This is a genomic window from Flavobacterium sp. B183, assembly GCF_023539155.1.
In the GTDB taxonomy this organism is placed as follows: domain Bacteria; phylum Bacteroidota; class Bacteroidia; order Flavobacteriales; family Flavobacteriaceae; genus Flavobacterium; species Flavobacterium tructae.
Genome location: NZ_CP097434.1, coordinates 3,100,208 through 3,126,647, shown reverse-complemented (window position 1 = coordinate 3,126,647; position 26,440 = coordinate 3,100,208). Strand labels below are relative to the sequence as shown.

The window sequence follows — 26,440 nt, the reverse complement described above, 5'->3', positions numbered from 1 at the left end:
CCAGCTTTGCGAACCTTGCGCGTGTAAACACAAAGAAAATCAAAATCCATAGCGCCCTTTGCGGTTAAATAAAAATAAAAACAAATTAATATATGAACTTAGAAAGTCCAAAAGTTACCGTTCAGAAATCAGCTCAGGATTTATTTGACTTATTGACTGACGTAAAGAATTTCGAAAAATTAATGCCGGATAATATTGCTAAATTTGAAGTAATTGGCGAAGACGCTTTTATTTTTGGATTGAAAGGCATGCCGGAAATAAAACTTAAAATGAAAGACAAAATCGCGCCAAGCAAAATTGTTCTAGGAGCTGCGAGCGATAAACTTCCATTTACCTTAACTTCAAATATTGACAGTGTTTCTGGTTCAGAAAGTGCCGTTCAATTGTTTTTTGAAGGCGAATTCAATGCTATGATGGCTATGATGATCAAAGGACCAATCAGCAAATTCATCGAAACTTTAGCAAACAATATGACTAAACTTTAATAATGATTAATTATTAATTGTGAATTATAAATGAAAGCCTGATTTAACGATCAGGCTTTTTTATTTTTTCTTTCCTAAAAAACCTCCAAACCTTTGCACCTTTGAACCTCTAAAAAAAAACTTAGAACCTTAGCAACTCAGAACCTCAGAACCTTCTAATAAAGCATCTGAATCTCCTTAATATCAAACTCTGAAACGGAATCGTCTTCCAACAGAATTTGAATCTTACCTACAGGTGATACTCCCTGAATGATTCCCATAAAGTTTTGATTCTCGAGGTTTTTAAATGGCATTGGAACACCTTTTCGGAACAATGAATTAAAATAAACAGACCATAAATGTTTAGAATTAACTTCCCATGCTCCTATCATCTCTTTCATTTTCCCGACAATCAAATAAGGTAAAAGTTCTTTCTCAAAACTACTGCCCGAAATCACTGCCAATGAAGAGGCATTTGGAAGTTCATCAAAATTAGTCTGATTGACATTTAACCCCAACCCAACAACTGACACAATCCTGCCATCACTTTTGAGGGTATTTTCAATAAGTATGCCACCAATTTTCTTATTGTATGACATAATGTCGTTTGGCCATTTTATACTTAAATCAGGAATATTTAGAGATTTTAGTACCTCAATTACACTTAAAGACACTATAACGCTAAGGTTAAAAACATGTTCATTATTAAAGACAAAATCTCTCACCAAAACACTCATAATTAAGTTTTTACCCACCTCAGATTGCCACTTAGCCCCCATCTGCCCCTTGCCTTTTGTCTGATTTTCAGCCGTTACTACAGTAAAATTTTCCAGTTCATCCTGACTTGACAATGATTTAAGGAAATCATTTGTAGAATCTATGGCATCGAGTTTGATTAGTTTCATTTAAGTAATTTAAATAACTTAATTTAATATTTTGTTAAGGTTCAAAAATAATCACAAAATTTGGTAACTTTACAAATTCATATAAAATAATTCATGGCGAAAAAGACTGTTAATAATGATGTTCTATTGGCGAACATAATCAAAGGGATTGAAGAAGTAAAAGGAAATGATATCGATATTCTTGACTTAAGAGAAATAGACACTGCAGTTTGTGACTATTTTGTCATTTGCAACGGAAGTTCAAATACCCAAGTTAATGCCATTGTAAATTCAATTCAAAAAACTGTATCAAAAGATTTAAAGGATAAACCCTGGCATGTAGAAGGAACCGATAATGCGGAATGGGTTCTTATGGACTATGTACACATTGTAGTGCATGTTTTCCAAAAACACATTCGAGAATATTACAACATCGAAAGCCTTTGGGGTGATGCCAAAATAACTACAATCGAAAACAAATACTAAAGAAAATTTCTTCTAATGGCTAAAGATAATAATCCAAATCCGAGTAAATTTAAAATAAGTCCCTGGTTAATATATACTGCAATACTTCTGGTTTTTTTATTTATAAGTTTTGCAACCGGTGGATCAAACTTAAGCGAACCTGCTCAATTAACTTCTTCTAAATTCAACACTTTATTAGAAAAAGGGCAAATTGAAAAAGTAATCGTTTATAACAAAGCTGAAGCTGAAGTATATTTAAACGCTGCGGCTCTTAAAGACGCGGCTAATAAAAAAGTAGCTAAAGATATTTTTGACAGACCTAATAAAGGCCCTCATTATACTTTAGAAATTGGTAACGATCAAATCTTCCAGACAAAGCTTGAAAAAGCAGTTGGCGAAGGTAAACTGAAAGATTTTAATTTCTTACAGAAAAACAACTGGAGCGACATTTTAATCAGTCTGCTACCAATCATTATTATTATTGGTGTGTGGATTTTCATTATGCGTAAAATGTCAGGCGGTGCCGGTGGCGGTGGCGGACAAATTTTCAACATTGGAAAATCGAAAGCTAAGTTGTTTGATGAGAAAACCGATATTAAAACTACATTCAAAGATGTAGCTGGTTTAGAAGGTGCAAAAGAAGAAATACAAGAAATTGTAGAATTCTTAAAAAACCCTGAAAAATACACTAATCTTGGAGGTAAAATTCCAAAAGGAGCCTTATTAGTAGGCCCTCCGGGAACAGGTAAAACATTATTGGCAAAAGCAGTTGCAGGTGAAGCTCAGGTTCCGTTCTTCTCTTTATCAGGATCTGATTTCGTTGAAATGTTCGTAGGTGTTGGTGCTTCACGTGTACGTGATTTATTCAAACAAGCCAAAGAAAAATCTCCTGCTATTATCTTTATCGACGAAATTGATGCTGTTGGTAGAGCAAGAGGAAAAAGCAATATTTCAGGCGGAAATGACGAAAGAGAAAACACATTGAACCAATTACTAACAGAAATGGACGGTTTTGGTACCAACTCTAACGTAATTGTTCTGGCTGCAACCAACAGAGCCGATGTACTTGACAAAGCTTTAATGCGTGCAGGACGTTTCGACAGACAAATCTTTGTTGACTTACCGGACATTCGTGAAAGAGCTGAAATTTTTGCAGTTCACTTAGCACCTATCAAAAAAGTAGAAGGTCTTGATCTTGATTTCCTAGCCAAACAAACTCCTGGTTTCTCTGGTGCCGATATTGCTAATGTTTGTAACGAAGCTGCCCTGATTGCTGCCCGTAACAACAAAACCGCTGTAGACAAACAAGATTTCCTTGATGCTGTAGACAGAATCATTGGCGGACTTGAAAAGAAAAACAAAATCATTACACCGGAAGAAAAAAGAGCTATTGCTATTCACGAAGCTGGTCACGCTACCGTAAGCTGGATGTTAGAGCATGCTGCACCACTAATCAAAGTAACGATTGTTCCTCGCGGACAAAGTTTAGGAGCAGCCTGGTACTTACCGGAAGAAAGACAAATCGTCAGAACCGATCAAATGTTAGACGAAATGTGTGCTACTATGGGTGGAAGAGCTGCTGAAAAAGTAACTTTTGACAGAATTTCGACCGGAGCATTAAGCGATTTAGAAAAAGTTACACGTCAGGCTCGTGCTATGGTAACGATCTATGGTTTGAATGATAAAATTGGAAATGTTACGTATTACGATTCAAGCGGTCAAAGCGAATACAATTTTTCAAAACCGTATTCTGACGAAACGGCAAAAATCATTGACAAAGAAATCTCAGAATTAATTGAAGGTCAGTACCAACGAGCCATTGAAATTCTTGAAGAAAATAAAGACAAGCTAAATCAACTAGCTGACATATTAATTGAAAAAGAAGTTATTTTTAAAGATGACTTAGAAGCTATCTTCGGAAAACGCACTTTTGATAAAAATTTAGAAGAAGTGGTTTCATAGATAATTCAGTAAATATGTAATATTTTTTAAAATCTTAATTCAAAACACCCTTTTGAATTAAGATTTTTTTATCTTTGAACGTTTTCAATTAACATGTAAAGTATTTCATATAAAATGAATTTTTTCAAAAAAATATTTGGTTCCAGCGAGCCAGCTTCTGATGAAGAACATGAAAGTGAATACGGGGCAAACCAAGCTCCTGACAGTCATTTATCTATCGATGAAAGATTCATTTTTAATTTCAAAAAAAATGGAGGCAAGTTCTTGTATTGCGAAAACAAACAGGAGGTTGCTGAACAATTTGAAAACATTTTAGAAGAAAACGACTGGTTCGAAAACGAAGTTTTGTGTTATGAACCTGCTCTTTTTAGTTTGCTTGAAGAAAATAAACTGCTTTATCTTTCGCCAAGGAATCCAAAATTTTTACTTGCCACTTGTGAGAATCTGATTGCTGACGAAGGTTCTATTTTATTCTCATCTAAACAAATCAGACAGGACAAACCAAACGAATTGCCTGCAAACATTGTTATTATTGCTACAACAAGTCAGATACTTTCCATCAAAAGCGATGGTCTAAGCGCGATCAAACGCAAGTACGAAAGAGACTACCCTACTAATATTACCACAATAAAATATTTCGAAAAAGCAAAAGAAGAAGATTTTACGCAATACGGAAGTGTTGCCAAAAACTTGTATTTATTGCTCTTAGAAGATCTTTAAGATGAACGAAACACTCAAGAGAACCATTTCTGGTGCTGTTTATATCGCTTTATTACTAACTTCTATTCTGTTTTCTACCGAAAGCTTTATTATTCTTTTTGGCATCTTTCTGATTATAGCCACTTATGAATTCTGTAATTTAGTTGGGATCAATAAAGTCTTTTCAATTTTATTTGTTTCCCTGTTTTATAGCGCAGTCGCTTTAATCAGTTTTTACAAAACTGAAACTGAAAACTATATTAGCAAAACATTTAAAGAGAATATTATAATTACTGTGGATACCGAAAAGCTTTTTTCGGCACTGCTTATCATTACCTTAATTGTATCCGTAAAATGTATTGTATTTTTATTTGATGACACACAAATCATCAGTAAAACATCCAAATACGTTTATTTACTTGGATATGTAACACTCCCTTTTCTTTTTATCACTAAAATTTCATTTGGTATCAAAGATTACAATCCAAAAATCATCATAGGATTATTCGTTTTAATCTGGACCAATGACACCTTTGCCTATTTAGTTGGAAAATCAATGGGAAAACATAAATTGTTTGAACGTATTTCACCTAAAAAAACAATTGAAGGTTTCCTTGGCGGAGTAGTTTTTGCTGCCTTTGCCGGATTTTTAATCTCAAAACTATACATACAGCCAAAAGCAGATTTCAGCACTAAATCCATTCTTATCTGGATGATTATTGCTTTAATCGTTAGTATCTTCGGAACTATTGGGGATTTAATTGAATCCAAATTCAAAAGAGTTGCCGGAGTAAAAGACAGCGGTTCCATTATGCCGGGTCACGGAGGCGTATTAGATCGACTAGATAGTGTTATATTTGTAGCACCAATTATATTTTTATTTTATCAAATTTTATATTATGTTTCATAAAGAAGGAGGCCCATCCATTTTGTTAGGTACTGTTTTCGCAGTAGCTGTACTTTTAATTGCTGAAAAATTCATTGATATCAATTGGCTAAGAATACTAGTTCAGCTAGCTGGTTTATTAGTATTAATTATCATTCTGCAATTTTTTAGAAATCCAAAAAGAATCGCAATCAGAAACAGCGATCACATTCTTGCTCCTGTAGACGGGAAAGTCGTGGTTATTGAAGAAGTTTATGAAGGAGAGTTTTTTAAAGACAAACGTCTTCAGGTATCTATTTTCATGTCACCAATTAATGTACACGTTACGCGTTACGCAATGGACGGTATTATCAAATTTAGCAAATACCACCCTGGAAAGTTTTTAGTTGCCTGGCATCCAAAAGCAAGCGAAGAAAACGAAAGAACAACGGTTGTAATCGAAAATGAAACTTTCGGACAGGTATTGTACAGACAAATTGCAGGAGCTTTGGCGCGTAGAATCGTAAATTACGCTAAAGAAGGAATGCAGGTTGTTCAGGGGACAGATGCCGGATTTATAAAATTTGGTTCAAGAGTAGATTTATTTTTACCTTTAGGTACTCCAATCAATGTAGTATTAAACCAAAAAGCAATTGGTGGAAAAACCATCATCGCTACAAAAGCTTAATGACTGAAAAAGATTTAGATACTCGTTTTTCAGAGGCCGTTGAGACCGCTTTAAAAATGACTCAGGCTACACTGCCGCAAGATGTGCAGTTAAGACTTTATGCCTATTACAAACAAGCAACTTTTGGAACAGCTGTGTACAATCAATCGGATAATTTTGATTTACGAAATGCTTTCAAAACAAATGCCTGGATGCAAATAAGTCATCTTACAGCTGAGGAGGCCAAAGAAAACTATATCGCAATCATTAATTCACTAACATCAAAATAACTAACATTATGAAGAAAAACATTACTCGTTTTAGCATTTTGACTTCATTCTTTCTATTATTTTCATGTAATGACAATAAGTTAACCGAAGTGGTAGAGGTTCCTTTGCCTACAAAAGAAGAAAAAATCACCATTGGATCTCCAAATGATGTAAAAGCAGATCCAGGTTCTTTCGAATTGACAAAACTGCCATTTTCTTATGATGCTTTGGCTCCTGCAATAAGAACTCTTACTCTGGAAACACATTATTCAAAACATTATTTAACTTATACCAACAATTTCAACAAAGAAATTGTAAATACGGAGTTTGAAAATCTGCCTATTGAAGATATTCTTAAAAAAATGGACCTTAGCAATGCCAAGCTTCGTCAAAATGCAGGTGGATACTACAATCATACACTTTATTTTAATATTCTAACGCCAAAAGAACAAACTCCAAAAGATACTTTAGCAGGTTCGATCAATAAAGAGTTTGGCTCTCTAAGCAATCTAACCAGCCAGTTCAAAGGTCAGGCAACCAAACAATTCGGATCCGGATGGGTTTGGCTGATTGTCGACAGAGCCGGAAAACTTCAAATAACAACTACTGACAATCAGGACAATCCTTTAATGAAAAACGCCCTGATTCCCGGAACTCCTATTTTAGGAATCGATCTTTGGGAACATGCTTATTATCTGGATTACCAAAACAGAAAAGGAAGTTATATTGATGCTTTTTATCAGCACATTAACTGGGAAAAAGTAAACGAAAATTACATCGAAGCTTTGAAAAAAGTCAAAAAAGTATAAATCATAAAAAAGCTGATACTACATTTTAAGTATCAGCTTTTTTTTATCTATTTGCTTTTACCCTTTCAGGGGAATAATCACTTTTAATTTTTCTCATAGTGCGTTGCACCATGCTGATGTTTTCAGGCTTTCAGCCTTTTTTAGAAGTTTCCGCACTACTTCAATTCATAAATAAATGACTCCGAAGGCATTATTCTCACCCTCACCAGTCCTTCACCATTATTTACTTTTAATTGCACTGTACTCTTCTCATACAATTCATCTTTAAGATGGTAAACTCCATCTCTTAAGTTCCATTTTGAAATAATATCCGAAGGAATCTTCAAATCAAACTCACTTGTTTTTTCGGAAGAAAAATTAGACACGATGATCAGTTTTTGATGCTCTGACCAACGTACATACGAATAAATTAAATCGTCGTAACCTCTATTATTTTGACGATTTACACTTTGAATTTCCTGGAAACTTCCCATTAAAGCAGGGCTTTTAAGGGAGAAATTTAGCAATTTCTTATAAAAATCACGCAGCTTCTTTTCTGAATCTGAAAGCTGCCCGCCATCAAACTTCCCTTCATTCATCCAACGTTGATGATTTGGCACTCCAATATAATCAAATATCGATGTTCTGGAACGCGTTCCAAAACCGGCATTCTCATTTGCTGCCTCACCTACTTCCTGTCCAAAGTAAACCATAGTTGGAGCCGTACTAATTGTCGCAGAAACCACCATTAACGGTTTTCCACGTTCGGGAGTTCCTGCAAATTCCGGGCTAGCTAATCGCTGCTCGTCATGATTGTCTAAAAAATGCAACATATTATGCTCAATATCTTCCATTCCTTTCTGAATATCCGACAATCCATCTGGCAGTGATTTTCCGCGAATAATATCTTTCAGCTTATCGTAAGTTTCTACTTTATCATAGAGATAGTCCATTTTTCCCAAACGAATATAATTACGATATTCCTTTGGATTGTAAACTTCTGCCAATAAAAAGGCATTTGGATTTTTCATCTTAATTACCGAATTCATATAACTCCAAAATTCGTAGGGTACCATCTCCGCCATATCATAACGAAAACCATCTACCCCTTTATCAATCCAATACAAAGCAATAGACCTGAACTTTTTCCAGGAATCCGGAACATCTTTGTCCTGCCAAAAAGCAAAATGTTCCTGATACGATTTTTGATCAAAACCCGCAGGAAGTTCCATAAAATCCTTTGAACCGTCAGGACGAATTCCATAATTTACTTTCACCGTTTCATACCAGTCGTTTTGGTCAGGCTTCGCTTTTCTGGAACCATTTCCGGTCCATTTTGCAGGACTTTCATTAAATACCCCGTCTACAAGTACATTTTTCTCTCCATTTAACGGAATATCTCCACTCGGTATTTCAAAATGATTGTTTGGGATATAGTAAAAATTATTATCTCGTTTATATTCCATATTCACATCATCATCGGCTCCAAAATCTCTTACTCCCGCCGGATTACTTTTACCTTCATATTTTCTTGCAATATGATTGGGTACAATATCAATAATCAGCTTTAGTCCGGCTTTGTGCGTACGTCCGATTAACGCTTCAAACTCCTCCAATCTGTTTGCCGGATTCACCGCTAAATCAGGATTTACATTGTAATAATCTTTTACAGCATACGGAGATCCTGCACGGCCTTTTACCACTTCCGGATCATCATCTGAAATTCCATACGCCTTATAATCCCCCACCAATGCATGATGCGGAACACCTGTATACCAAATATGGGTAACGCCTAAATCCTTAATTTCATGCAGCGCTTTATCTGTAAAATCATTAAATTTTCCAACACCATTTTCCCCGATCGTCCCCCACGGCTTATTAGTGGTGTTTTTATTTCCAAATAAACGCGTAAAAACCTGATAGACTACAATTTTAGTATCTTTAGAAGTTTCTTCTTTACTTGTATTCATTTTTAGATCTTTGGTTTTACATGCCGAAAACAGCAGAACCATAGCAAGTCCCGCAACAAAAAAATTCTTATTTATCATATTTACGTTATAATCAGATTGATCTCCAAATCGGAAATAATATTCCCGATTCTGAAAACCATTTCCTAAATTTAGACTAATTTTTAAATTCACGGAAACCTAAAAATCTTTTTTGTTTGGATAGAAGTACAAAATCATCAACTACAACGTAAGAGTACTCCGTTTTGTTGATAAATTAAACTCAAAACCAAATGAACATTTTTTTATCAAATTGATTTAGAATTTTTCATTAAAACCTATCCATCCATTAAAAAAATCCGTATTAATAAATTAATCTTAATATCCATAAAGGTTATAACCTTTTTCATAAATTTGACAAAAATTTAATCCATTGAAGAAATTACTATTTTTCATATCCTTTTGTTTGCTTTTTTTAAATGCACAAGATCTTTTTGCTCAAAAACCTAAAACAATAATTGTTGAAAATGCTGATTTTCAAGAAATCAACGAAAACGAAATCCCGGGTGCTTTACTGCTTACCGGAAATGTAAAAGTGAATCATGACGGGGTTGTACTGACCTGTAATAAAGCTTATTTCTTTCAAAAAGAAAATTACCTTAAAGCTTTTGGAAATGTGCAATTGGTACAAGGTGACACCTTATTTCTAAACAGCAAATATGCCGAATACAGTGGTAATGTAAAAAAAGCTTTTGCGACCGGTGACGCTGTCATGAGTTCGCCCGATGCCACTTTAAGTACGGATACGATAAACTTTGACCGAAATATTCAGCAGGTATTTTACAACACCAAAGGAACTATCATCAACAAAGACAATACATTGGTTAGTAAATCAGGAAGGTATTTTGTGACCGAGAAAAAGTTTCAGTTCCTGACTGCGGTTACGATTACCAATCCAAAATATGTGATCAAATCAAATCATTTAGATTACTACAGCAACTCAGGACACTCTTATTTACTTGGTCCTTCAACCATTACGAGTAAATCCAATTATATTTACACGGAAAGAGGTTTTTATGACACCAAAAAAAATCTTGCACATTTTTTACGGAAATCTTACATCAAATACGATGATCGTCTCATAGAAGGAGACAGTTTATACTACAATCGAAATATCGAATTTGCCTCTGCCACCCGAAATGTAAAAATCACGGACTCTATCAATCGCGGTATTGTAAAAGGCCATTATGCCGAGATTTACAAACTCAAAGATTCAATGTTTGTAACCAAAAGAGCCGTAGCCATTAATCTGGTTGAAAAAGATTCGGTTTATATTCACGGAAAAAAACTGATGGTTACCGGAAAAGAAGGTGAACGTATTTTAAGAGCTTACAACAATGTCCGTTTTTACAAAATAGACATGAGCGGGAAATGTGATTCTATTCATTCCAATTCCAAGACTGCTTTGACAAAACTAATTGGCAACCCGATTCTTTGGAACGGAGAAAGCCAAATCACAGGAGATGTCATGCATCTTATTGGTGATAAAAACACTAAAAAACTAGATTCCTTAAAAGTTCTCAACAACACCTTTATTGTCTCGCGGGATACCCTCGGAACCGGTTACAATCAGGTCAAGGGACTCAATTTGTTTGGAAAATTCAGGGAAGGAAAATTGCATGATGTCGACGTTATCAAAAACACCGAGGTAATCTATTACATGCGAAATGATGACAATGAGCTAATTGGAATCAATAAAAATGTAAGCAGTAAAATCAATCTGATTATTGAAAATAACGATATTGAAACCATCACCTTTTTTAACAAAGTCGACGGTGACGTATATCCCGAAGCCGATTTACCTGAAAATGCCCGTAAATTAAAAGGCTTGCGCTGGCGTGGCGACGAACGAATAAAGTCGAAAGACGATATTTTTACGGCTGAAGACAATGAAATGAACGATAAATTAATCCAGGAAGGAAAAGACGAGGAGGCTAAAGATAAAAACGTACCTCTAAAAGTAAGAAAAGAAACCCTGGATTACGGCAAAAAGAAACCCGCAGTAAAGACCACTACAAACGCTAAGAGTAAGACTAAAAAATAGTTTTCAGTCGCAGTTTTTTACCCAACTGTAAACTGCGACTAAACTCAGAACCTTAGAACCTTAGAACCTTAGCAACTTAGAACCTTAAAAAAAATGAATCCAGACTTTATAAAATACCAGGCACAAACTTCACCATACCCTTTAGGAATGGAAGTTTCTCATGCTATTGGCTCCTATATCTATGACACTAACGATAAAAAATATTTAGATTTTGTGGCGGGCGTTTCTGCTTGTACACTTGGGCATCAACATCCAAGAGTCAATCAGGCGATTAAAGATCAATTGGACAAGTATTCGCATGTAATGGTTTATGGCGAATACTCTCAAAGTCCGGCTGTGGAGTATTGTAAGCTCATGGCCTCACTCCTGCCTGAGTCACTAAGCAAAACTTACCTGGTAAACTCAGGAACAGAAGCGATTGAAGGAGCTCTGAAGTTAGCTAAACGAGCAACAGGACGTAGTCAGCTTATTTCGTGTCATAATGCCTATCACGGCAATACTATGGGATCTATGAGTGTTATGGGTTTTGAAGAGCGTAAACAAGCCTTCAGACCTCTTCTTCCCGATGTTGACTTCATTACCTTTAATAACGAGGAAGATTTAGAAAAAATAACCACCAGAACTGCGGCTATACTTTTAGAAACCATTCAGGGAGGTGCCGGATTTATTGAACCGCATGACAATTTTCTGCAAAAAGTCAGAAAACGCTGTGACGAAGTTGGCGCTATGATGATCGTTGACGAAATTCAACCTGGTTTTGGGAGAACGGGAAAACTATTTGGTTTTCAAACCTATGACGTTATTCCCGACATTGTAGTTATGGGAAAAGGTATGGGTGGCGGAATGCCGGTAGGTGCTTTTACAGCATCGGCAGAAAAAATGGATCTGTTGACCGAAAATCCTAAATTGGGGCATATCACTACTTTCGGAGGTCATCCTGTCATTGCGTCAGCATGTCTGGCTACTTTGCAGGAATTAACTGAAACAAATCTAATGGAAGAGACCTTAGAGAAAGAAAAACTCTTCCGATCGCTTTTGGTACATCCTTTGATAAAGGAAGTTAGAGGAAAAGGATTAATGCTTGCCGCCATGACCGAAACTGCCGAAATTACCAATCAGGTTATTTTGAACTGTCAGGACAAAGGGCTCATTTTATTCTGGTTGCTGTTTGAAGGATGCGCGATACGAATAACACCTCCTTTAACAATTTCTGAAGAGGAAATCAAAGAAGGCTGTGCCATAATCTTAAACGTTATGGATGAAATCCTGAAAAAGGAGCAAGAAGTTTAATTAAAACAAATCGGGATAGGAAATCCCTATCATCAGATAAAATAACAACTCCCTAATCTTCTCATAAATCAGAAGATTAGGACTAAAAACAGAATTGGGATTCTGTCCATATTGTTAATTAAATTGTTCAAAACAATTAATTTCCTTTCCGCACAGCAATAATATGGTTGCCTAAATTTATAACAGGCTAATTTCAAATAAAGACAGTATGCAATTAAGCAACGAAGAAGAAGATTATAACCTATCCCTATCCAAATTTGAGTCAATGTTGAAAACAAACAAAGTACTCTTTTTTGATTCTGAAGAATTCGAAGAAATTATTCTTCATTATTTAGACATAGGTAAGGCTAATTTAGCAAAGAAGGCCCTGAAACTTGCATTAGACCAACACCCAAAATCTACAGGCTTAAAATTAGTACAAGTAGAAATGTTGGTTTACGACGATAAACTGGAAATCGCCGAGAAACTCTTAAATGAGTTGTATGCAATCGAACCTAACAACGAGGAAATTTACATTCAGAAAGCGAATATCTGTTCTAAAAGAGATCAACACGAAAAAGCGGTAGAATTACTTAAAATTGCCCTGCAATTTACAGATGACTACGCAGACGTTTACAACTTGATTGGAATGGAATATCTTTTTATGGATAACCTCGAAATGGCAAAAGACAGTTTCATCAAATGTCTTGAAGAAGATTTAGAAGATCAGTCTGCTCTTTATAACGTAGTGTATTGTTTTGAATTTTTAGATCAAAATCAGGAAGCCATTGTTTATCTAAACGATTATATCAACAAAAATCCATACAGCGAAATTGCCTGGCATCAGCTTGGGCGTTTGCATTATGGGGTAAAAGAATACGAAAACGCGATTCGCGCTTTTGATTATGCCACACTTATCGACGATGAGTTCCTTGGTGCCTTTATGGAAAAAGCAAAAGCCTACGAGCGTTTAAAAAAATACCATGAAGCAATCGAAAGCTACAACCGCACGATTGAGTTAGACGATGCAACTTCCTATGCTTTACTGCGCATTGGAAAATGCTATGAAAAACTAGGGAATTTGGTAAAAGCCTTGCAATATTACAATCAGACCGTACATGAAGATCCGCTTTTAGACAAAGGATGGATTGCCATTACTGACTTTCATATGCGCCAGAAAAATTTTCAAAAAGCCCTGTTCTTTGTCAATAAAGCATTAGCAATCGACAATCAGAATCGTTTGTACTGGAAGCGTTACGCCACCATCAATAAACAAATGAACTTTTTTGAAGAGGCTGAATTTGGATACAGAAAAGCCGTAGAATTTGGAGATTATGCGCTGGATACCTGGTTATTCTGGGTTGACATTCTTCAGTTCTTAGGAGAATTTGACAGTGCGATTCAAACTTTATTACAGGCGACGGAATATTTTCCGGAAGAAAATGAAATCGAATACCGATTGGCCGGCTTGTATTTTATGACTCAGGACACCACTAAAGCTAAATTTCACTTAAGCAATGGTTTACGTTTAAACTTTGACAATTACATTCTAATCGAAGATTTATTCCCGGTAGTCTGGTCAAAGAAAACGGTTAAAAACTACATTGAAAAACACAGAAAACAATAATGATTGATACTTTAAGAAGACGTTTTGGCTTGTTGGGCCGTAATATTAGTTACTCTTTTTCAAAAGGATATTTTACAGAAAAATTCAGTGATGAAGTTTTCGCCGGCAACAGCTACGAAAATTTTGACATCTCTGAAATTAACTATTTCACTGAATTGGTGAAAAACAATCCCGATTTGAAAGGTTTAAATGTTACAATCCCGTACAAAGAACAAGTCATTCCATTCTTAGATAAACTTTCAAAAAAAGCAGCCTTAATAGGTGCCGTAAACACTATTAAATTTACCAAAAGCGGAAAATTAAAAGGATACAACACGGATTACTACGGCTTTAAAAAATCGTTAGAACCGCTGCTCGAACTTCATCATAAAAAAGCACTGATTCTGGGAACAGGAGGCGCTTCTAAGGGAGTTGCATTTGCTCTTGATGAATTAGGTATACTCTATACTTTTGTTTCAAGAGAAGCCAAAGATAACATCATCGATTACAACTTAATTAACGCTACTACTTTTGATAATTTTCAGATTATCATTAACTGTACACCTGTCGGAACAATACCTGACACTGACGCTTGTCCTGATATTCCATATGAGTTCTTTACAGACAAACATATTGCCTACGACCTAATTTACAATCCGGCAGAAACGGAATTTTTAAAGAGAGCGAAAGAAAAAGGTGCTGTAATAAAAAATGGTTACGACATGCTTATTTTTCAGGCTGAAAAGGCTTGGAAAATCTGGAATAAGTAAAAAAGACCACAACAGAACATTACTTTAAATATTTAACCCGACAAGTGTCAAAACCTGTCGGGTTAACTTTTTTTATACAATACCCACCCTATTTCTCCATTTCAAATCAAAATAAAACGAAGAAAGGTGCCTTCCGGTATCATTTTACTTTTAAATTTCTAAAAATTTCAGCAATTCATAATTTAAATAAACTTCAAGAAATCTCCAAAAAAGCCCTTATCATATCTTTAAATTAAAGCAATAATTAAGAATTTCACTGTAAAATAACGTATAAACAAACGATTTATTTTGTAGTTAGAAACACCTTTACTATCTTTCGCTCTCTTTAAAATAAAAACCTTATACATTAAAAATGTTAGAAGAAAAGAATGATAACCTGCAAGAAGCAGACGGAAAATTAGAAATCGACATTAACGATTCTACTGAGAATAATGCAATCGAAACAGCTGATACCGATGCAGTACCCGAAAATACAATTTCGAATGATGAGATTGAATCAGAAAGTACTGTTGAAGCTACCGAAGCCAATCATCAGACTGCATTAGATGCCATAACCAATTCGAATGCCGAAGAAAGTGAAGATGAGACGCTTAAAGAGCGTCATGAAATTCCTATGCAGGATTATGATACTTTTTCTTTGGATGCACTTGTTGACGAACTGAAAAAACTGATTAATACGGACAAAGTTATGTCTGTAAAAGATCATATCGAAGAAATCAAGAAGTCGTTTTTATTACAATACAATCACTTTATAGAAGAGAAAAAAGAAGAATTCAATGCTTCAAAACAAGATCCGAATGAAGAATTCGAATACCACTCTCCTTTAAAATCTAAATTCGACGAGTATTATAATGTTTTTAGAGAAAAAAGAAATGCTCATTTTAAACATTTACAAACTAATCTAAAATCAAATTTAGACAACAGACTTGCCATCGTTGAAGAGCTTAAAGAGCTTATCAATCCGCAGGAGAACATCAAGGATACACTTAAACATTTTAATGATTTAAGAGAAAGATGGAAAAATGCAGGTGCAATTCCGAAAGACAAATACAATCACGTTTGGAACAATTACCATTTTCATGTAGAGAATTTTTATGATTACCTCCATTTGGATCGCGAGGCGAGAGATTTGGATTTCAAACACAATCTGGAACAAAAACAAAAAATAGTTGCCCGTGTTGAAGAATTGGTTGACGAAACCGACATCAGCAAGGCATTCCGCGAATTACAAGATCTACACAGAATCTGGAAAGAAGATATCGGGCCGGTTTCTAAAGAACACCGTGATACGATCTGGAACAGATTTAGCGAACTGACTAAGAAAATTCACGACAAAAGAGAAGTTTTGTTTGAAAACCAAAGAGCAAACGAACAAAATAATCTTGAAATCAAAAAAGAAATCATTGCCAAAATTGAGATTTTAGGAACCGAGAAAGTAAACTCTCACTCACAATGGCTGGTACAGATTCAGAAAGTAGAAGCGCTAAGAAATGAGTTTTTTGCTGCCGGTAAAGTGCCTTCAGAAGTGAATGAAGAAACCTGGGCTGCGTTTAAAACTGCCGTTAGAAACTTTAATGCTTTTAAAAATTCATTTTACAAAGACATTAAAAAGGATCAAAACGACAATTTAAACAAAAAAATGGCTCTTGTAGCAAAAGCCAAAGAACTACAGGAAAGCACTGATTTTACCGCCACTACTCCAATCATGAAGCAAATTCAGGAAGAGTGGAAACAAATTGGTCACGTTCCTAAAAAATATTCTGATAAAATCTGGAAAGAATTTAAAGATGCCTGCAATCACTATTTTGATAAATTAAAAGAGCACAAATCAGAGGAAAACGTTGATGAAGTAGCTGCTTTCGATAATAAAAAAGCATATTTAGACATCTTGAGAGCTTACCAGCTAACCGGTGATCACAAAACCGATCTGGATGCCATTAAAGCACATATCGAAATCTGGAAAGGCTACGGAAAAGTACCTTTCGCAAGACGTCATATCGAAGGGAAATTCAATAAAATCTTAGATGCACTTTTCGAAAAACTAAGTCTGAGCAAAAAAGAAACCGAAATGATGCGTTTCTCGAACCGAATCGATTCTCTGTCTGACAGTAATGACACTCGTAAATTAGACAACGAAAAGATTTTCTTAATGCGTAAAATTGAAGAAGTTCAGAACGAAATTTTCCAATTGGAGAATAACATTCAGTTCTTTGCCAATACAAAAAATGCTAAAAAAGAGAACTCAATTGTTCTTGAGGTTCGCAAAAACATTGCAATCCACAAGGAAAGCTTAGAAGTTTGGAAAGAAAAACTAAAGCAATTACGTAACTTAAATCAAGAGTAGATTAATCACTCTAATAATAAGTTGAGAGAAATCAAAACCACTTTAACACAAAACTGTAGTGATTCATTTCATTGCAGTTTTTTTTTAACCGCAAAGGGCGCAAGGTTTTTTTATAAGCTGCGTCATATATCGCGCAAAGTTCGCAAAGCTTTGTGTAGATAAAGCTTTGCGAACTTTGCGTTTGTCAACACAATTTAAATTAAAAAACCTTGCGCCCTTTGCGGTTAAATTCATTCGGCTATAAAGCCTTAAACTTAACACTACAATTAAACTTCATAAAACAATTCTGTAAAATATTGATTATATTTGATAAACACATTATTTACTGACAATCAACAAAATACCAAATAAATTATTAATTCAAATCACAACACGATGAAATTTACAAGAAAAGCGCATGCCAACTGGAAAGGAACAGGCATGGAAGGAACAGGAACCATCAGCACTCAAAGTACCACATTAGACAATGCACAATTATCGTTTAAAACGAGATTTGCAGATGGCGTTGGAACAAATCCCGAAGAACTTATTGCTGCAGCTCATTCCGGCTGTTTTACGATGCAATTAAGCTTTTTACTAAACGAAGGTGGCTACACAGCCGATGATCTAACCACAGAAGCCACAGTAACCTTTGAAGACGGCTCTATCACCTTGATACATTTGGATCTAAAAGGAAAAGTACCATCCATTTCATCAGAGGAATTTGAAAAAACAGCAGCAAAAGCAAAAGAAATCTGCCCGATTTCTAAACTTTTAAATACTACTATAACATTGTCCGTTACACTAATCGCTTAAAAAAATCCCAAATTTCAAATTCCAATAATTCTAGATATCATTGGAATTTGGAATTTGTTTGTTTTTTTAGGTATTGAGCTTTTATATATCCCAATAAAAAAATTCCAAACTCCAATAAAAAATATTACTGGAATTTGGAATTTTAAATTATTGAGTATTAACTCTCGTTAATTACATTGTAGCTTTCAATGCTTTTGCTTCAGCAGTCATTTCTAAAGCTTTGTAAACCCCTAATAAAGTTTTAGAAACGTCTTCATTTTTAGGATCTAACTCATTTGCTTTTTTAAGGTAAGGAATAACTCCTCTGAAAACATTCTCTCTTTGTGCTTTCAATACATCGTAACGCTTCATATCTTTAGCAGTAGTTCCCAATTTATTCATTTCATCAATGATTGGTTTTTCAGCTTCTAATTTTAATGCTGCAAGGTTAAGATAAGCATTTGCATATTTTGGATTGATTTCGATTGCTTTTAAGTAATATTTCTCTGCATCAACAGTGTTTTTTGCATTAGCACTAATTACTCCTAAGTTGAAAACTAAATCAGCATTGTTTGGGTCTTTCTGCAAAGCCTCACCTACTAATTTTTTGTATGTTTCATAGTCTTTAGACTCAAGGTAAAGGTTCGCTTCTGTTAATATCAAAGAAGAATCTTCCGGATTTGCTTTTCTTGCATCTGCAATCGCTTTTTTAGCATCTTCACTACGTCCTTTTTGAACTAGAATTAAAGCTAAATTTTTGTAAACTTCACCTCTTTTAGAAGGGATAGCTTCTGTTTTAGGCTTTTCGTGAGTTCCTAATTTTACAGCTAAATCTCTATCTTTAGCATTGTTAAAACCATCTTCATTACCAGAAATTTTATTTACAGCTGTAAAACTTGTTCCTTTTCCTGAATAATTTAATTTTTTCAACTCTTCGTACATTGGTAAAGCAAGATCAAAATCCTGAGCATTTACTGCTGTAGAAGCTGCATAGTACAAATTAATTGTATCTTTTTTGTCTAACAAGTAAGCATCATACAATTTTTTTGCTCCATCAGCATGTTTGCTTGCCTGAGAATCAGCAATAGCTGCATTGATCAGCTTTCCTTTAATTTCAGTAATAGAAGCTGCCGCCTGAGTAGAGAATTTAACCTTTCCTGAAGTTTTTTCAGTATCAATTAATTTTTGATAAGTCTCAGCAGCCAAAGAAAGATTTTTTCCTTCTTCTACTTTTTTATTTGCTAAATCTAAATAAGCGTTACCTTTTACAAAATAGTATTGCGCTTGTTCAACATCTTTAGCATTTACAATCAAGTTTTCAGCATCTTTTAATATCGCAAGTGCTCCATGAGCATCTCCGCCTTTTAATGCTTTCTCAGCACTCTTTATCTGATCCTTTTGAGCAAAAGTAGCTACTGAAATCAATAATGCTGACGCAAGTATTACATATTTACTTTTCATAATATTCAATTTGTGTATTTAATTTTAAGTGGTTTATTTTCTATTATTCTTCAGATTCTTCGTCATCAGAATCGCCTTCGTCTTCAGATTCATCGTCTGCAACTTCATCCTCATCATCCTCATCTTCAACTACACCTTCGTCTTCAAGAACTTCTAAATCCGGTTTTACTCTTTCAATAGCCGATTCAATAACATTACCGTCTTCGTCTACAACAACTTCAGCAACATCATCTTTCATAACTTTTGTTACAGCAGCAATAGAATCTTTACCTTTTAAGTTAATCAATCGAACCCCTTGCGTTGCACGACCCATTACACGTAAATCTTCAATAGCCATTCTAATTGTTAATCCGGACTTATTGATAATCATTAAATCATCCGCATCCGTTACAGCATTAATAGAGATCAACTTACCAGTTTTATCGGTGATGTTAAGAGTTTTAACTCCTTTACCTCCACGATTTGTAATTCTGTACACATCTTCACCATCATCGTCTACTAATTTGGTACGTTTTCCGTATCCATTCTCCGTTACAACCAAGATTTGTGAATCGTTAACATTTTCTCTATCGATGGTTACCATACCAATTACTTCATCGGTATCGTCTTTTAAAGTAATTCCGCGAACTCCTGAAGCCGTTCTTCCCATCGGACGTGTTTTGGTTTCCTCAAAACGAACCAGTTTACCGGATTTAACTGCCAGGATAATTTGGCTGTCTCCGTTGGTTAATTTTGCTTCAAGTAACTCATCACCTTCTTTAATCGTAATGGCAGCAACACCATTTACCCTTGGTTTAGAGTATTTTTCTAAAGAAGTTTTCTTCACCTGACCTTGTTTAGTTACCATCACAAGATTATGGCTGTTAATATAATCTTTATCTTTTAGGTCTTGCGTACAAATGAAAGCTTTTACTTTATCATCGCTTTCAATGTTTACCAGGTTCTGAATTGCTCTACCTTTTGCCGTTTTACTTCCTTCCGGAATTTCGTAAACACGCATCCAGAAACATTTTCCTTTTTGCGTAAAGAACATCATATACTGGTGGTTAGTTGCCACGAACATGTGCTCAAGGAAATCCTGATCTCTTGTTCCAGCACTTTTTTGCCCAACTCCTCCTCTGTTCTGAGTTTTATATTCGGTAAGATTAGTACGTTTGATGTAACCGGCATGTGAAATTGTAATGACTACATTTTCATCGGCAATCAAATCTTCGATACTTACATCTCCTCCTGCATATTCTATTGTAGAACGACGATCGTCTCCGTATTTTTCACGGATTTCTTCAAGCTCTTCTTTGATTAAATTCGTTCTTAAATTTACATCGGCCAATAAGGCTTTCAAATGTTCGATTAACTTCATCAATTCCTCAAACTCAGCTCTTAACTTATCTTGTTCCAGACCTGTTAACTGACGCAAACGCATTTCTACAATGGCACGTGCCTGAATATCTGATAAATTGAATCTTTCGATTAATTTTTCACGGGCCTCTTCAGTATTTTTAGAACCTCTAATGATTGCAATTACTTCGTCAATATTATCTGAAGCAATAATTAATCCTTCTAAGATATGAGCTCTTTCTTCTGCTTTACGCAATTCAAACTGCGTTCTGCGAACTACTACATCATGACGGTGCTCAATAAAATAATGAATCATATCTTTTAGATTCAGCATCTGTGGGCGCCCTTTTACCAATGCAATATTATTTACACTGAAAGAAGATTGTAGTGATGTATACTTATATAAGGTATTTAATACTACGTTTGGTGTAGCATCACGTTTTAAGATATAAACGATACGCATACCATTTCTATCCGACTCGTCACGAATATTAGCAATACCTTCGATTTTTTTATCGTTAACCAAATCAGCTGTACGTTTGATCATTTCAGCTTTGTTTACCTGATATGGAATCTCGGTCACGATAATACATTCTCTTCCGTCTACTTCTTCAAAACCAACTTTAGCACGCATTACAATACGTCCTCTACCGGTTTTAAAAGCCTCACGAACTCCTTCATAACCATATATTACACCTCCGGTTGGAAAATCCGGAGCTTTAATATGCGTCATTAATTCGTCAACTTCAATATCATTATTATCAAGATACGCTAATGTACCATTGATTACTTCGGTTAAATTGTGCGGTGGCATATTGGTTGCCATACCTACTGCAATACCTGTAGCTCCGTTTACTAATAAAGTAGGAACTCTTGTTGGCATTACTTTAGGCTCATATAAAGTATCGTCAAAGTTCAATTGAAAGTCAACTGTTTCTTTTTCGATATCTGCCATAATATCTTCAGAGATTTTGCGCATTCTGGCCTCGGTATAACGCATTGCTGCCGGACTGTCACCATCAACAGAACCAAAGTTACCCTGACCATCCACTAATAAATATCGCATACTCCATTCCTGAGCCATACGTACCATCGCATCATATACAGAGGTATCTCCGTGCGGGTGATACTTACCCAGAACCTCTCCTACGATTCTTGCAGATTTTTTGTGGGCAGATCTTGATGTTACTCCTAAGTCATACATTCCGTAAAGAACTCTTCGATGCACTGGTTTCAAGCCATCTCTAACATCTGGAAGCGCTCTCGATACAATTACTGACATCGAATAATCGATGTAAGCTGATTTCATTTCATCTTCTATGTTAATAGGAATTAACTTTTCTCCTTCAGACATAAGTTGTTATATTAAATAATTATATTAGTTTCAAAGCGTGCCAAGATACGTTTTTTTGAAATTTTTTCAGCTATTTACCTACACTTATTTCAATGATTTATTAACAACTTTATTTTACGTTTTAGTTAATAAATTAAGCGTATTTTAACGCTTTTATTGTTATTTTTTTTGTCACTTAGCTGTCAGGAGATCCTGAAGGGTACGGTTTTTGTTTTTCAAACAGTAATTCACTAAATTTACAATACCAATTATATATTATGGATGATAATTTTTCACCAAGAGTAAAAGATGTTATTACCTACAGTAAAGAGGAAGCCTTACGTTTGGGCCACGACTTTATTGGTACTGAGCATCTAATGCTGGGCATTTTAAGAGATGGAAACGGAAAAGCTATTCATATACTTAATAACCTTGCAGTCGATTTAGATCATTTACGCAGGAAAGTAGAAATACTGAGTCCGGCCAATCAAAGCGTTGAAGTAAATGCCGAAAAGAAAAACCTTCATCTTACGCGTCAGGCGGAAAGAGCCCTGAAGACCACTTTTCTGGAAGCTAAAGTATTTCAAAGCTCATCAATTAGCACAGCGCACCTGCTTCTATGCATCTTACGAAACGAAAACGATCCAACAACCAAGCTATTGAATAAACTAAAAATAGATTATGACATAGCTAAAGAACAATATTTAAATATGACTCCAAACGAAGAAGAATTCTTAGAAAACTTGCCAAGAAACGAATCGTATAATGACGATTCAGGACAAGATGACAGTCTTAAAGAAAGTAGTTTTAACAATCCCGCCAATAAGTCAAACAAAAAATCCAAAACTCCGGTACTGGACAATTTTGGGAGAGATTTAACAGAAATGGCAGAGGAAGGAAAACTAGATCCGGTTGTAGGACGCGAGAAAGAAATTGAACGTGTTTCTCAAATTCTAAGCCGTAGAAAAAAGAACAACCCTCTTCTTATCGGAGAGCCTGGAGTTGGTAAATCTGCTATTGCAGAAGGTCTGGCGTTGCGTATTATCCAGAAAAAAGTTTCCCGTATTCTTTTTCACAAACGTGTCGTTACACTTGACCTTGCCAGCTTAGTGGCCGGAACAAAATACCGTGGTCAGTTTGAAGAAAGAATGAAAGCCGTTATGAACGAATTGGAGAAAAACGACGATATCATTCTTTTCATTGACGAAATTCACACTATCGTTGGTGCTGGTGGAGCAACAGGTTCACTTGATGCTTCGAACATGTTCAAACCTGCTTTAGCAAGAGGCGAAATCCAATGTATTGGAGCTACAACTCTTGACGAATACAGACAATACATTGAAAAAGATGGCGCCCTTGAAAGACGTTTTCAAAAAGTAATTGTAGAACCAACTTCTGTTGAGGAAACAATTGCAATCTTAAACAATGTAAAAGACAAATACGAAGATCACCACAATGTAACTTACACCCAAGAAGCTATTGAAGCCTGTGTTAAATTAACAAACAGATATATGTCTGAGCGTTTCTTACCAGACAAAGCTATTGATGCTCTTGACGAAGCAGGATCTCGCGTACATATTACCAACATTGATGTTCCGAAGCAAATCTTAGACTTGGAGCGTCAGCTGGAAGAAGTTCGCGAAATGAAAAACATGGTGGTTAAAAAACAGAAATACGAAGAAGCAGCCAAACTTCGCGACGATGAAAAACGCATCGAGAAAGACCTGGCTGTTGCTCAGGAACAATGGGAAGAAGACTCTAAAAACAACCGAATTGAAGTTACAGAAGATAACGTAGCCGATGTTGTTTCAATGATGACCGGAATTCCTGTTAACCGTATTGCACAGACAGAAAGCAATAAATTAGCCCAATTACCTGAATTGATTCAGAATAAAGTAATCGGACAAAACGAAGCCGTTTTAAAAATTGCTCGTTCTATTCAACGTAACAGAGCCGGACTTAAAGATCCGAACAAACCAATTGGTTCGTTTATCTTCTTAGGTCAGACTGGAGTTGGTAAAACACAATTGGCAAAAGTATTAGCAAAAGAATTATTTGATTCAGAAGATGCGTTAATCCGTATCGATATGAGTGAATACATGGAAAAATTTGCGATCTCCCGTTTAGTTGGAGCGCCTCCGGGATATGTAGGATACGAAGAAGGTGGTCAATTGACTGAAAAAGTTCGCAGAAAACCATACTGTGTAGTTCTTTTAGACGAAATCGAAAAAGCGCATCCGGATGTATTCAATATGATGCTTCAGGTTTTGGATGATGGATATTTGACGGATAGTTTAGGTCGTAAAATCGACTTTAAAAACACCATCATCATCATGACTTCTAACGTTGGAGCGCGTCAATTGAAAGATTTCGGTCAAGGTGTAGGATTCGGAACTGCCGCTAAAGTGGCTCAGGCCGATGAAAACTCAAAAAGCATTATCGAAAATGCATTGAAGAAAACTTTTGCACCTGAATTCTTAAACAGAATTGACGATGTAATTGTATTCAACGCTTTAGAAAAAGCCGACATTGATTTGATTATCGAAATTGAACTTAAAAAACTATACACTCGTATTGCAGAATTAGGATACACCTTAAGTCTTACAGATAAAGCAAAAGCCTTTATTGCAGAAAAAGGTTTCGACAGACAATTTGGCGCAAGACCTCTAAAAAGAGCGATTCAAAAATATGTTGAAGATGTATTAGCCGAGGAGATCATCACTTCAAAAATACATTCAGGTGATGAAATCTTAATGGACCTTAAAGATGATTCTCAGGAACTTTCTGTAGAAATCCATAAAGCCGAAGAGCCAACGAATCAATAGATTACTTTAAATTTATAACAAGAATAACATACCCGTTACGTTTTCATAACATAACGGGTATTTTTTTTAAATAATTTGCTACCTTTAATAAAAGCAAATAGCTATTTTTGGCCATTAAATTCTATAATAAAAAACAACGTATGCTTCAAAACAAAGTCATTTTAGGTAGCGAAGAATGGTGCTCATTTCCAGAACTAGGAATTCCGACAATCAAGGCTCGTGTGGATTCCGGTGCCAAAACTTCGGCAATGCACGCTATAAACATAGCTCCTTTTATAAAAAATGATGCCAATTGGGTAAAATTCGACATTAACCCAATTCAGAATAATATTAAAACCATCATTCACTGTGAAGCTCCGTTGGTTGACAAAAGAATTGTAAAAAGTTCAAGCGGATTTAGAGAACATCGTTATGTCATTCAGACGCATTTAAAAATTGGCGATATCAAATGGCCAATTGAAATGACACTGACTAACAGAGATTCTATGGGTTTCCGAATGCTTTTAGGCCGTGAAGCCATGAGCGGACGTGTACTGGTTGATCCCGAAGAAAAATATCTTTTAGGACAACCAAGCCCCGAAGCCTTAAAAGAACTTTATCAAAACTCTGAAAAAGCAAGCTCAGGGCTAAGAATCGGAGTTTTAGCCAGTAATCCTGAATTGTACAGCAATAAAAGAATCATGGAAGCCGGTGAAATGCGCGGACATGAAATGCATTTTTTGAACATCAAAGAATGTTATATGAAACTGGATGCCAAAACTCCGGAAATTCATTATCGCGGCGGAAAAATATTAAATCAGTTTGATGCCATTATTCCAAGAATCCGACCAAGCATTACTTTTTATGGCTGTGCCTTAACCCGTCAGTTTGAAGCATTGAAGGTTTTTGTTCTAAACTCGGCTACAGCTATTACCCAATCACGTGATAAGCTTTACTCTTTGCAGCTTCTTTTAAATAGTGGAATCGATATTCCAACGACTGGATTTGCTAATTCTCCGCTCGATACCGACAATTTAATCAAGATGGTTGGAGGTTCTCCTTTAATCGTAAAATTGCTGGAAGGAACTCAGGGAAAAGGTGTTGTTTTAGCCGAAACCAAAAAAGCTGCAGAAAGTGTTATCAATGCCTTTAAGAGCTTAAATGCCAATATACTTGTTCAAGAATTCATTAAAGAAGCAAACGGAAAAGACATTCGTTGTTTTGTTATCGACGGTAAGGTGGTAGCTGCCATTCAGCGTGAAGCAATGCCGGGTGAATTCAGAGCCAATATCCATTTAGGAGGAACCGCATCTGTCATAAAAGTAACTGCCGAAGAGAAAAAAATAGCCATAAAAGCCGCAAAAGCTATGGATTTAAAAGTAGCTGGTGTTGATATAATTCGTTCTTCTAAAGGACCATTATTACTTGAAGTAAACTCTTCTCCGGGACTTGAAGGAATTGAAGGCGCTACCAACAAAGATGTTGCAGGCGAAATGATTAAAGCCATCGAAAAGAACTTTAAATTATAATCGCTTCTTTTTCAATAAAAATATTCATTTAGACCTAATGTCTAAACATTAATTTAGCAACTTTGTTGAGGTTTTACTTTGACAAAGTTTTTTTTTAAT

At 35.5% G+C, this 26,440-nt stretch carries 20 protein-coding genes; 16 read left to right on the top strand and 4 right to left on the bottom strand.

Annotation, left to right across the window (positions count from 1 at the left end):
• The first annotated feature begins 92 nt into the window (after nucleotides 1–92).
• On the top strand, nucleotides 93–485 hold the full coding sequence (locus tag M4I44_RS13255; RefSeq protein WP_249964976.1) for an SRPBCC family protein: 393 nt from the start codon (nucleotides 93–95) through the stop codon (nucleotides 483–485).
• A gap of 155 nt (nucleotides 486–640) precedes the next feature.
• Here the strand turns inward: M4I44_RS13255 and M4I44_RS13250 are convergent, their stop codons facing one another.
• Entirely contained in the window at nucleotides 641–1,369 is a 729-nt protein-coding gene (locus tag M4I44_RS13250) for a biotin--[acetyl-CoA-carboxylase] ligase (protein WP_249964975.1), read from the bottom strand.
• Nucleotides 1,370–1,462: 93 nt separating this feature from the next.
• Here M4I44_RS13250 and rsfS point away from each other — a divergent pair, with 93 nt between their 5' ends.
• The 7 genes from rsfS to M4I44_RS13215 all read left to right on the top strand — a co-directional run bounded on the left by rsfS (nucleotide 1,463) and on the right by M4I44_RS13215 (nucleotide 7,084).
• Nucleotides 1,463–1,834, top strand: coding sequence for a ribosome silencing factor (rsfS, locus tag M4I44_RS13245; protein WP_017496527.1), 372 nt, complete (start codon nucleotides 1,463–1,465; stop codon nucleotides 1,832–1,834).
• A gap of 15 nt (nucleotides 1,835–1,849) precedes the next feature.
• Nucleotides 1,850–3,775 carry an ATP-dependent zinc metalloprotease FtsH gene (gene ftsH / locus M4I44_RS13240; RefSeq protein ID WP_249964974.1) on the top strand — a complete coding sequence of 642 codons (1,926 nt, stop codon included), beginning with the start codon at nucleotides 1,850–1,852 and terminating at the stop codon, nucleotides 3,773–3,775.
• Between the two features lie 114 nt (nucleotides 3,776–3,889).
• Entirely contained in the window at nucleotides 3,890–4,495 is a 606-nt protein-coding gene (locus M4I44_RS13235) for a lactate utilization protein B/C (RefSeq protein WP_017496525.1), read from the top strand.
• Between the two features lies 1 nt (nucleotide 4,496).
• Nucleotides 4,497–5,384: a phosphatidate cytidylyltransferase gene (locus M4I44_RS13230; RefSeq protein ID WP_017496524.1), complete on the top strand. Its 888-nt coding sequence runs from the start codon at nucleotides 4,497–4,499 to the stop codon at nucleotides 5,382–5,384.
• Nucleotides 5,374–6,027 carry a phosphatidylserine decarboxylase family protein gene (locus M4I44_RS13225; RefSeq protein ID WP_089077391.1) on the top strand — a complete coding sequence of 218 codons (654 nt, stop codon included), beginning with the start codon at nucleotides 5,374–5,376 and terminating at the stop codon, nucleotides 6,025–6,027. Before M4I44_RS13230 ends, M4I44_RS13225 begins: the two co-directional genes overlap by 11 nt.
• Nucleotides 6,027–6,296: an acyl-CoA-binding protein gene (locus tag M4I44_RS13220; protein WP_070906669.1), complete on the top strand. Its 270-nt coding sequence runs from the start codon at nucleotides 6,027–6,029 to the stop codon at nucleotides 6,294–6,296. The genes M4I44_RS13225 and M4I44_RS13220 overlap by 1 nt, the downstream gene beginning before the upstream one ends.
• An 8-nt stretch (nucleotides 6,297–6,304) precedes the next feature.
• On the top strand, nucleotides 6,305–7,084 hold the full coding sequence (locus M4I44_RS13215) for a superoxide dismutase (RefSeq protein ID WP_070906670.1): 780 nt from the start codon (nucleotides 6,305–6,307) through the stop codon (nucleotides 7,082–7,084).
• A gap of 155 nt (nucleotides 7,085–7,239) precedes the next feature.
• Here M4I44_RS13215 and M4I44_RS13210 read toward each other — a convergent pair whose 3' ends face one another.
• Nucleotides 7,240–9,111 (bottom strand): alpha-amylase family protein, encoded by a 1,872-nt coding sequence (locus M4I44_RS13210; RefSeq protein ID WP_249964973.1) that lies wholly within the window; start codon nucleotides 9,109–9,111, stop codon nucleotides 7,240–7,242.
• A 331-nt stretch (nucleotides 9,112–9,442) separates the two neighbouring features.
• On the opposite strand from M4I44_RS13210, the gene M4I44_RS13205 reads away from it, so the two are divergent.
• The 6 genes from M4I44_RS13205 (at nucleotide 9,443) to M4I44_RS13180 (ending at nucleotide 17,897) form a co-directional block, all read left to right on the top strand.
• Complete coding sequence (locus M4I44_RS13205) at nucleotides 9,443–11,113, top strand: OstA-like protein (protein WP_371922978.1); 1,671 nt, start codon at nucleotides 9,443–9,445, stop codon at nucleotides 11,111–11,113.
• A gap of 93 nt (nucleotides 11,114–11,206) precedes the next feature.
• Nucleotides 11,207–12,403, top strand: coding sequence for an aspartate aminotransferase family protein (locus M4I44_RS13200; protein ID WP_249964972.1), 1,197 nt, complete (start codon nucleotides 11,207–11,209; stop codon nucleotides 12,401–12,403).
• A 208-nt stretch (nucleotides 12,404–12,611) separates the two neighbouring features.
• Complete coding sequence (locus M4I44_RS13195; RefSeq protein WP_017496517.1) at nucleotides 12,612–14,009, top strand: tetratricopeptide repeat protein; 1,398 nt, start codon at nucleotides 12,612–12,614, stop codon at nucleotides 14,007–14,009.
• Entirely contained in the window at nucleotides 14,009–14,758 is a 750-nt protein-coding gene (locus M4I44_RS13190) for a shikimate dehydrogenase (protein WP_070906672.1), read from the top strand. The genes M4I44_RS13195 and M4I44_RS13190 overlap by 1 nt, the downstream gene beginning before the upstream one ends.
• Nucleotides 14,759–15,110: 352 nt before the next feature.
• Nucleotides 15,111–17,102 carry a DUF349 domain-containing protein gene (locus tag M4I44_RS13185; protein WP_249964971.1) on the top strand — a complete coding sequence of 664 codons (1,992 nt, stop codon included), beginning with the start codon at nucleotides 15,111–15,113 and terminating at the stop codon, nucleotides 17,100–17,102.
• A gap of 375 nt (nucleotides 17,103–17,477) precedes the next feature.
• Complete coding sequence (locus tag M4I44_RS13180) at nucleotides 17,478–17,897, top strand: OsmC family protein (protein WP_017496514.1); 420 nt, start codon at nucleotides 17,478–17,480, stop codon at nucleotides 17,895–17,897.
• Nucleotides 17,898–18,068: 171 nt separating this feature from the next.
• Here M4I44_RS13180 and M4I44_RS13175 read toward each other — a convergent pair whose 3' ends face one another.
• Nucleotides 18,069–19,337, bottom strand: a complete 1,269-nt coding sequence (locus tag M4I44_RS13175; RefSeq protein ID WP_017496513.1) for a lipopolysaccharide assembly protein LapB — start codon at nucleotides 19,335–19,337, stop codon at nucleotides 18,069–18,071.
• A gap of 43 nt (nucleotides 19,338–19,380) precedes the next feature.
• Complete coding sequence (gyrA, locus tag M4I44_RS13170) at nucleotides 19,381–22,029, bottom strand: DNA gyrase subunit A (RefSeq protein ID WP_070906676.1); 2,649 nt, start codon at nucleotides 22,027–22,029, stop codon at nucleotides 19,381–19,383.
• A gap of 257 nt (nucleotides 22,030–22,286) precedes the next feature.
• On the opposite strand from gyrA, the gene M4I44_RS13165 reads away from it, so the two are divergent.
• Nucleotides 22,287–24,833: an ATP-dependent Clp protease ATP-binding subunit gene (locus M4I44_RS13165; RefSeq protein ID WP_017496511.1), complete on the top strand. Its 2,547-nt coding sequence runs from the start codon at nucleotides 22,287–22,289 to the stop codon at nucleotides 24,831–24,833.
• A gap of 140 nt (nucleotides 24,834–24,973) precedes the next feature.
• The gene (gene rimK, locus M4I44_RS13160) at nucleotides 24,974–26,341 is read left to right on the top strand and encodes a 30S ribosomal protein S6--L-glutamate ligase (RefSeq protein WP_017496510.1); all 1,368 of its coding nucleotides are present in this window, start codon (nucleotides 24,974–24,976) and stop codon (nucleotides 26,339–26,341) included.
• Nucleotides 26,342–26,440 lie beyond the last annotated feature (99 nt).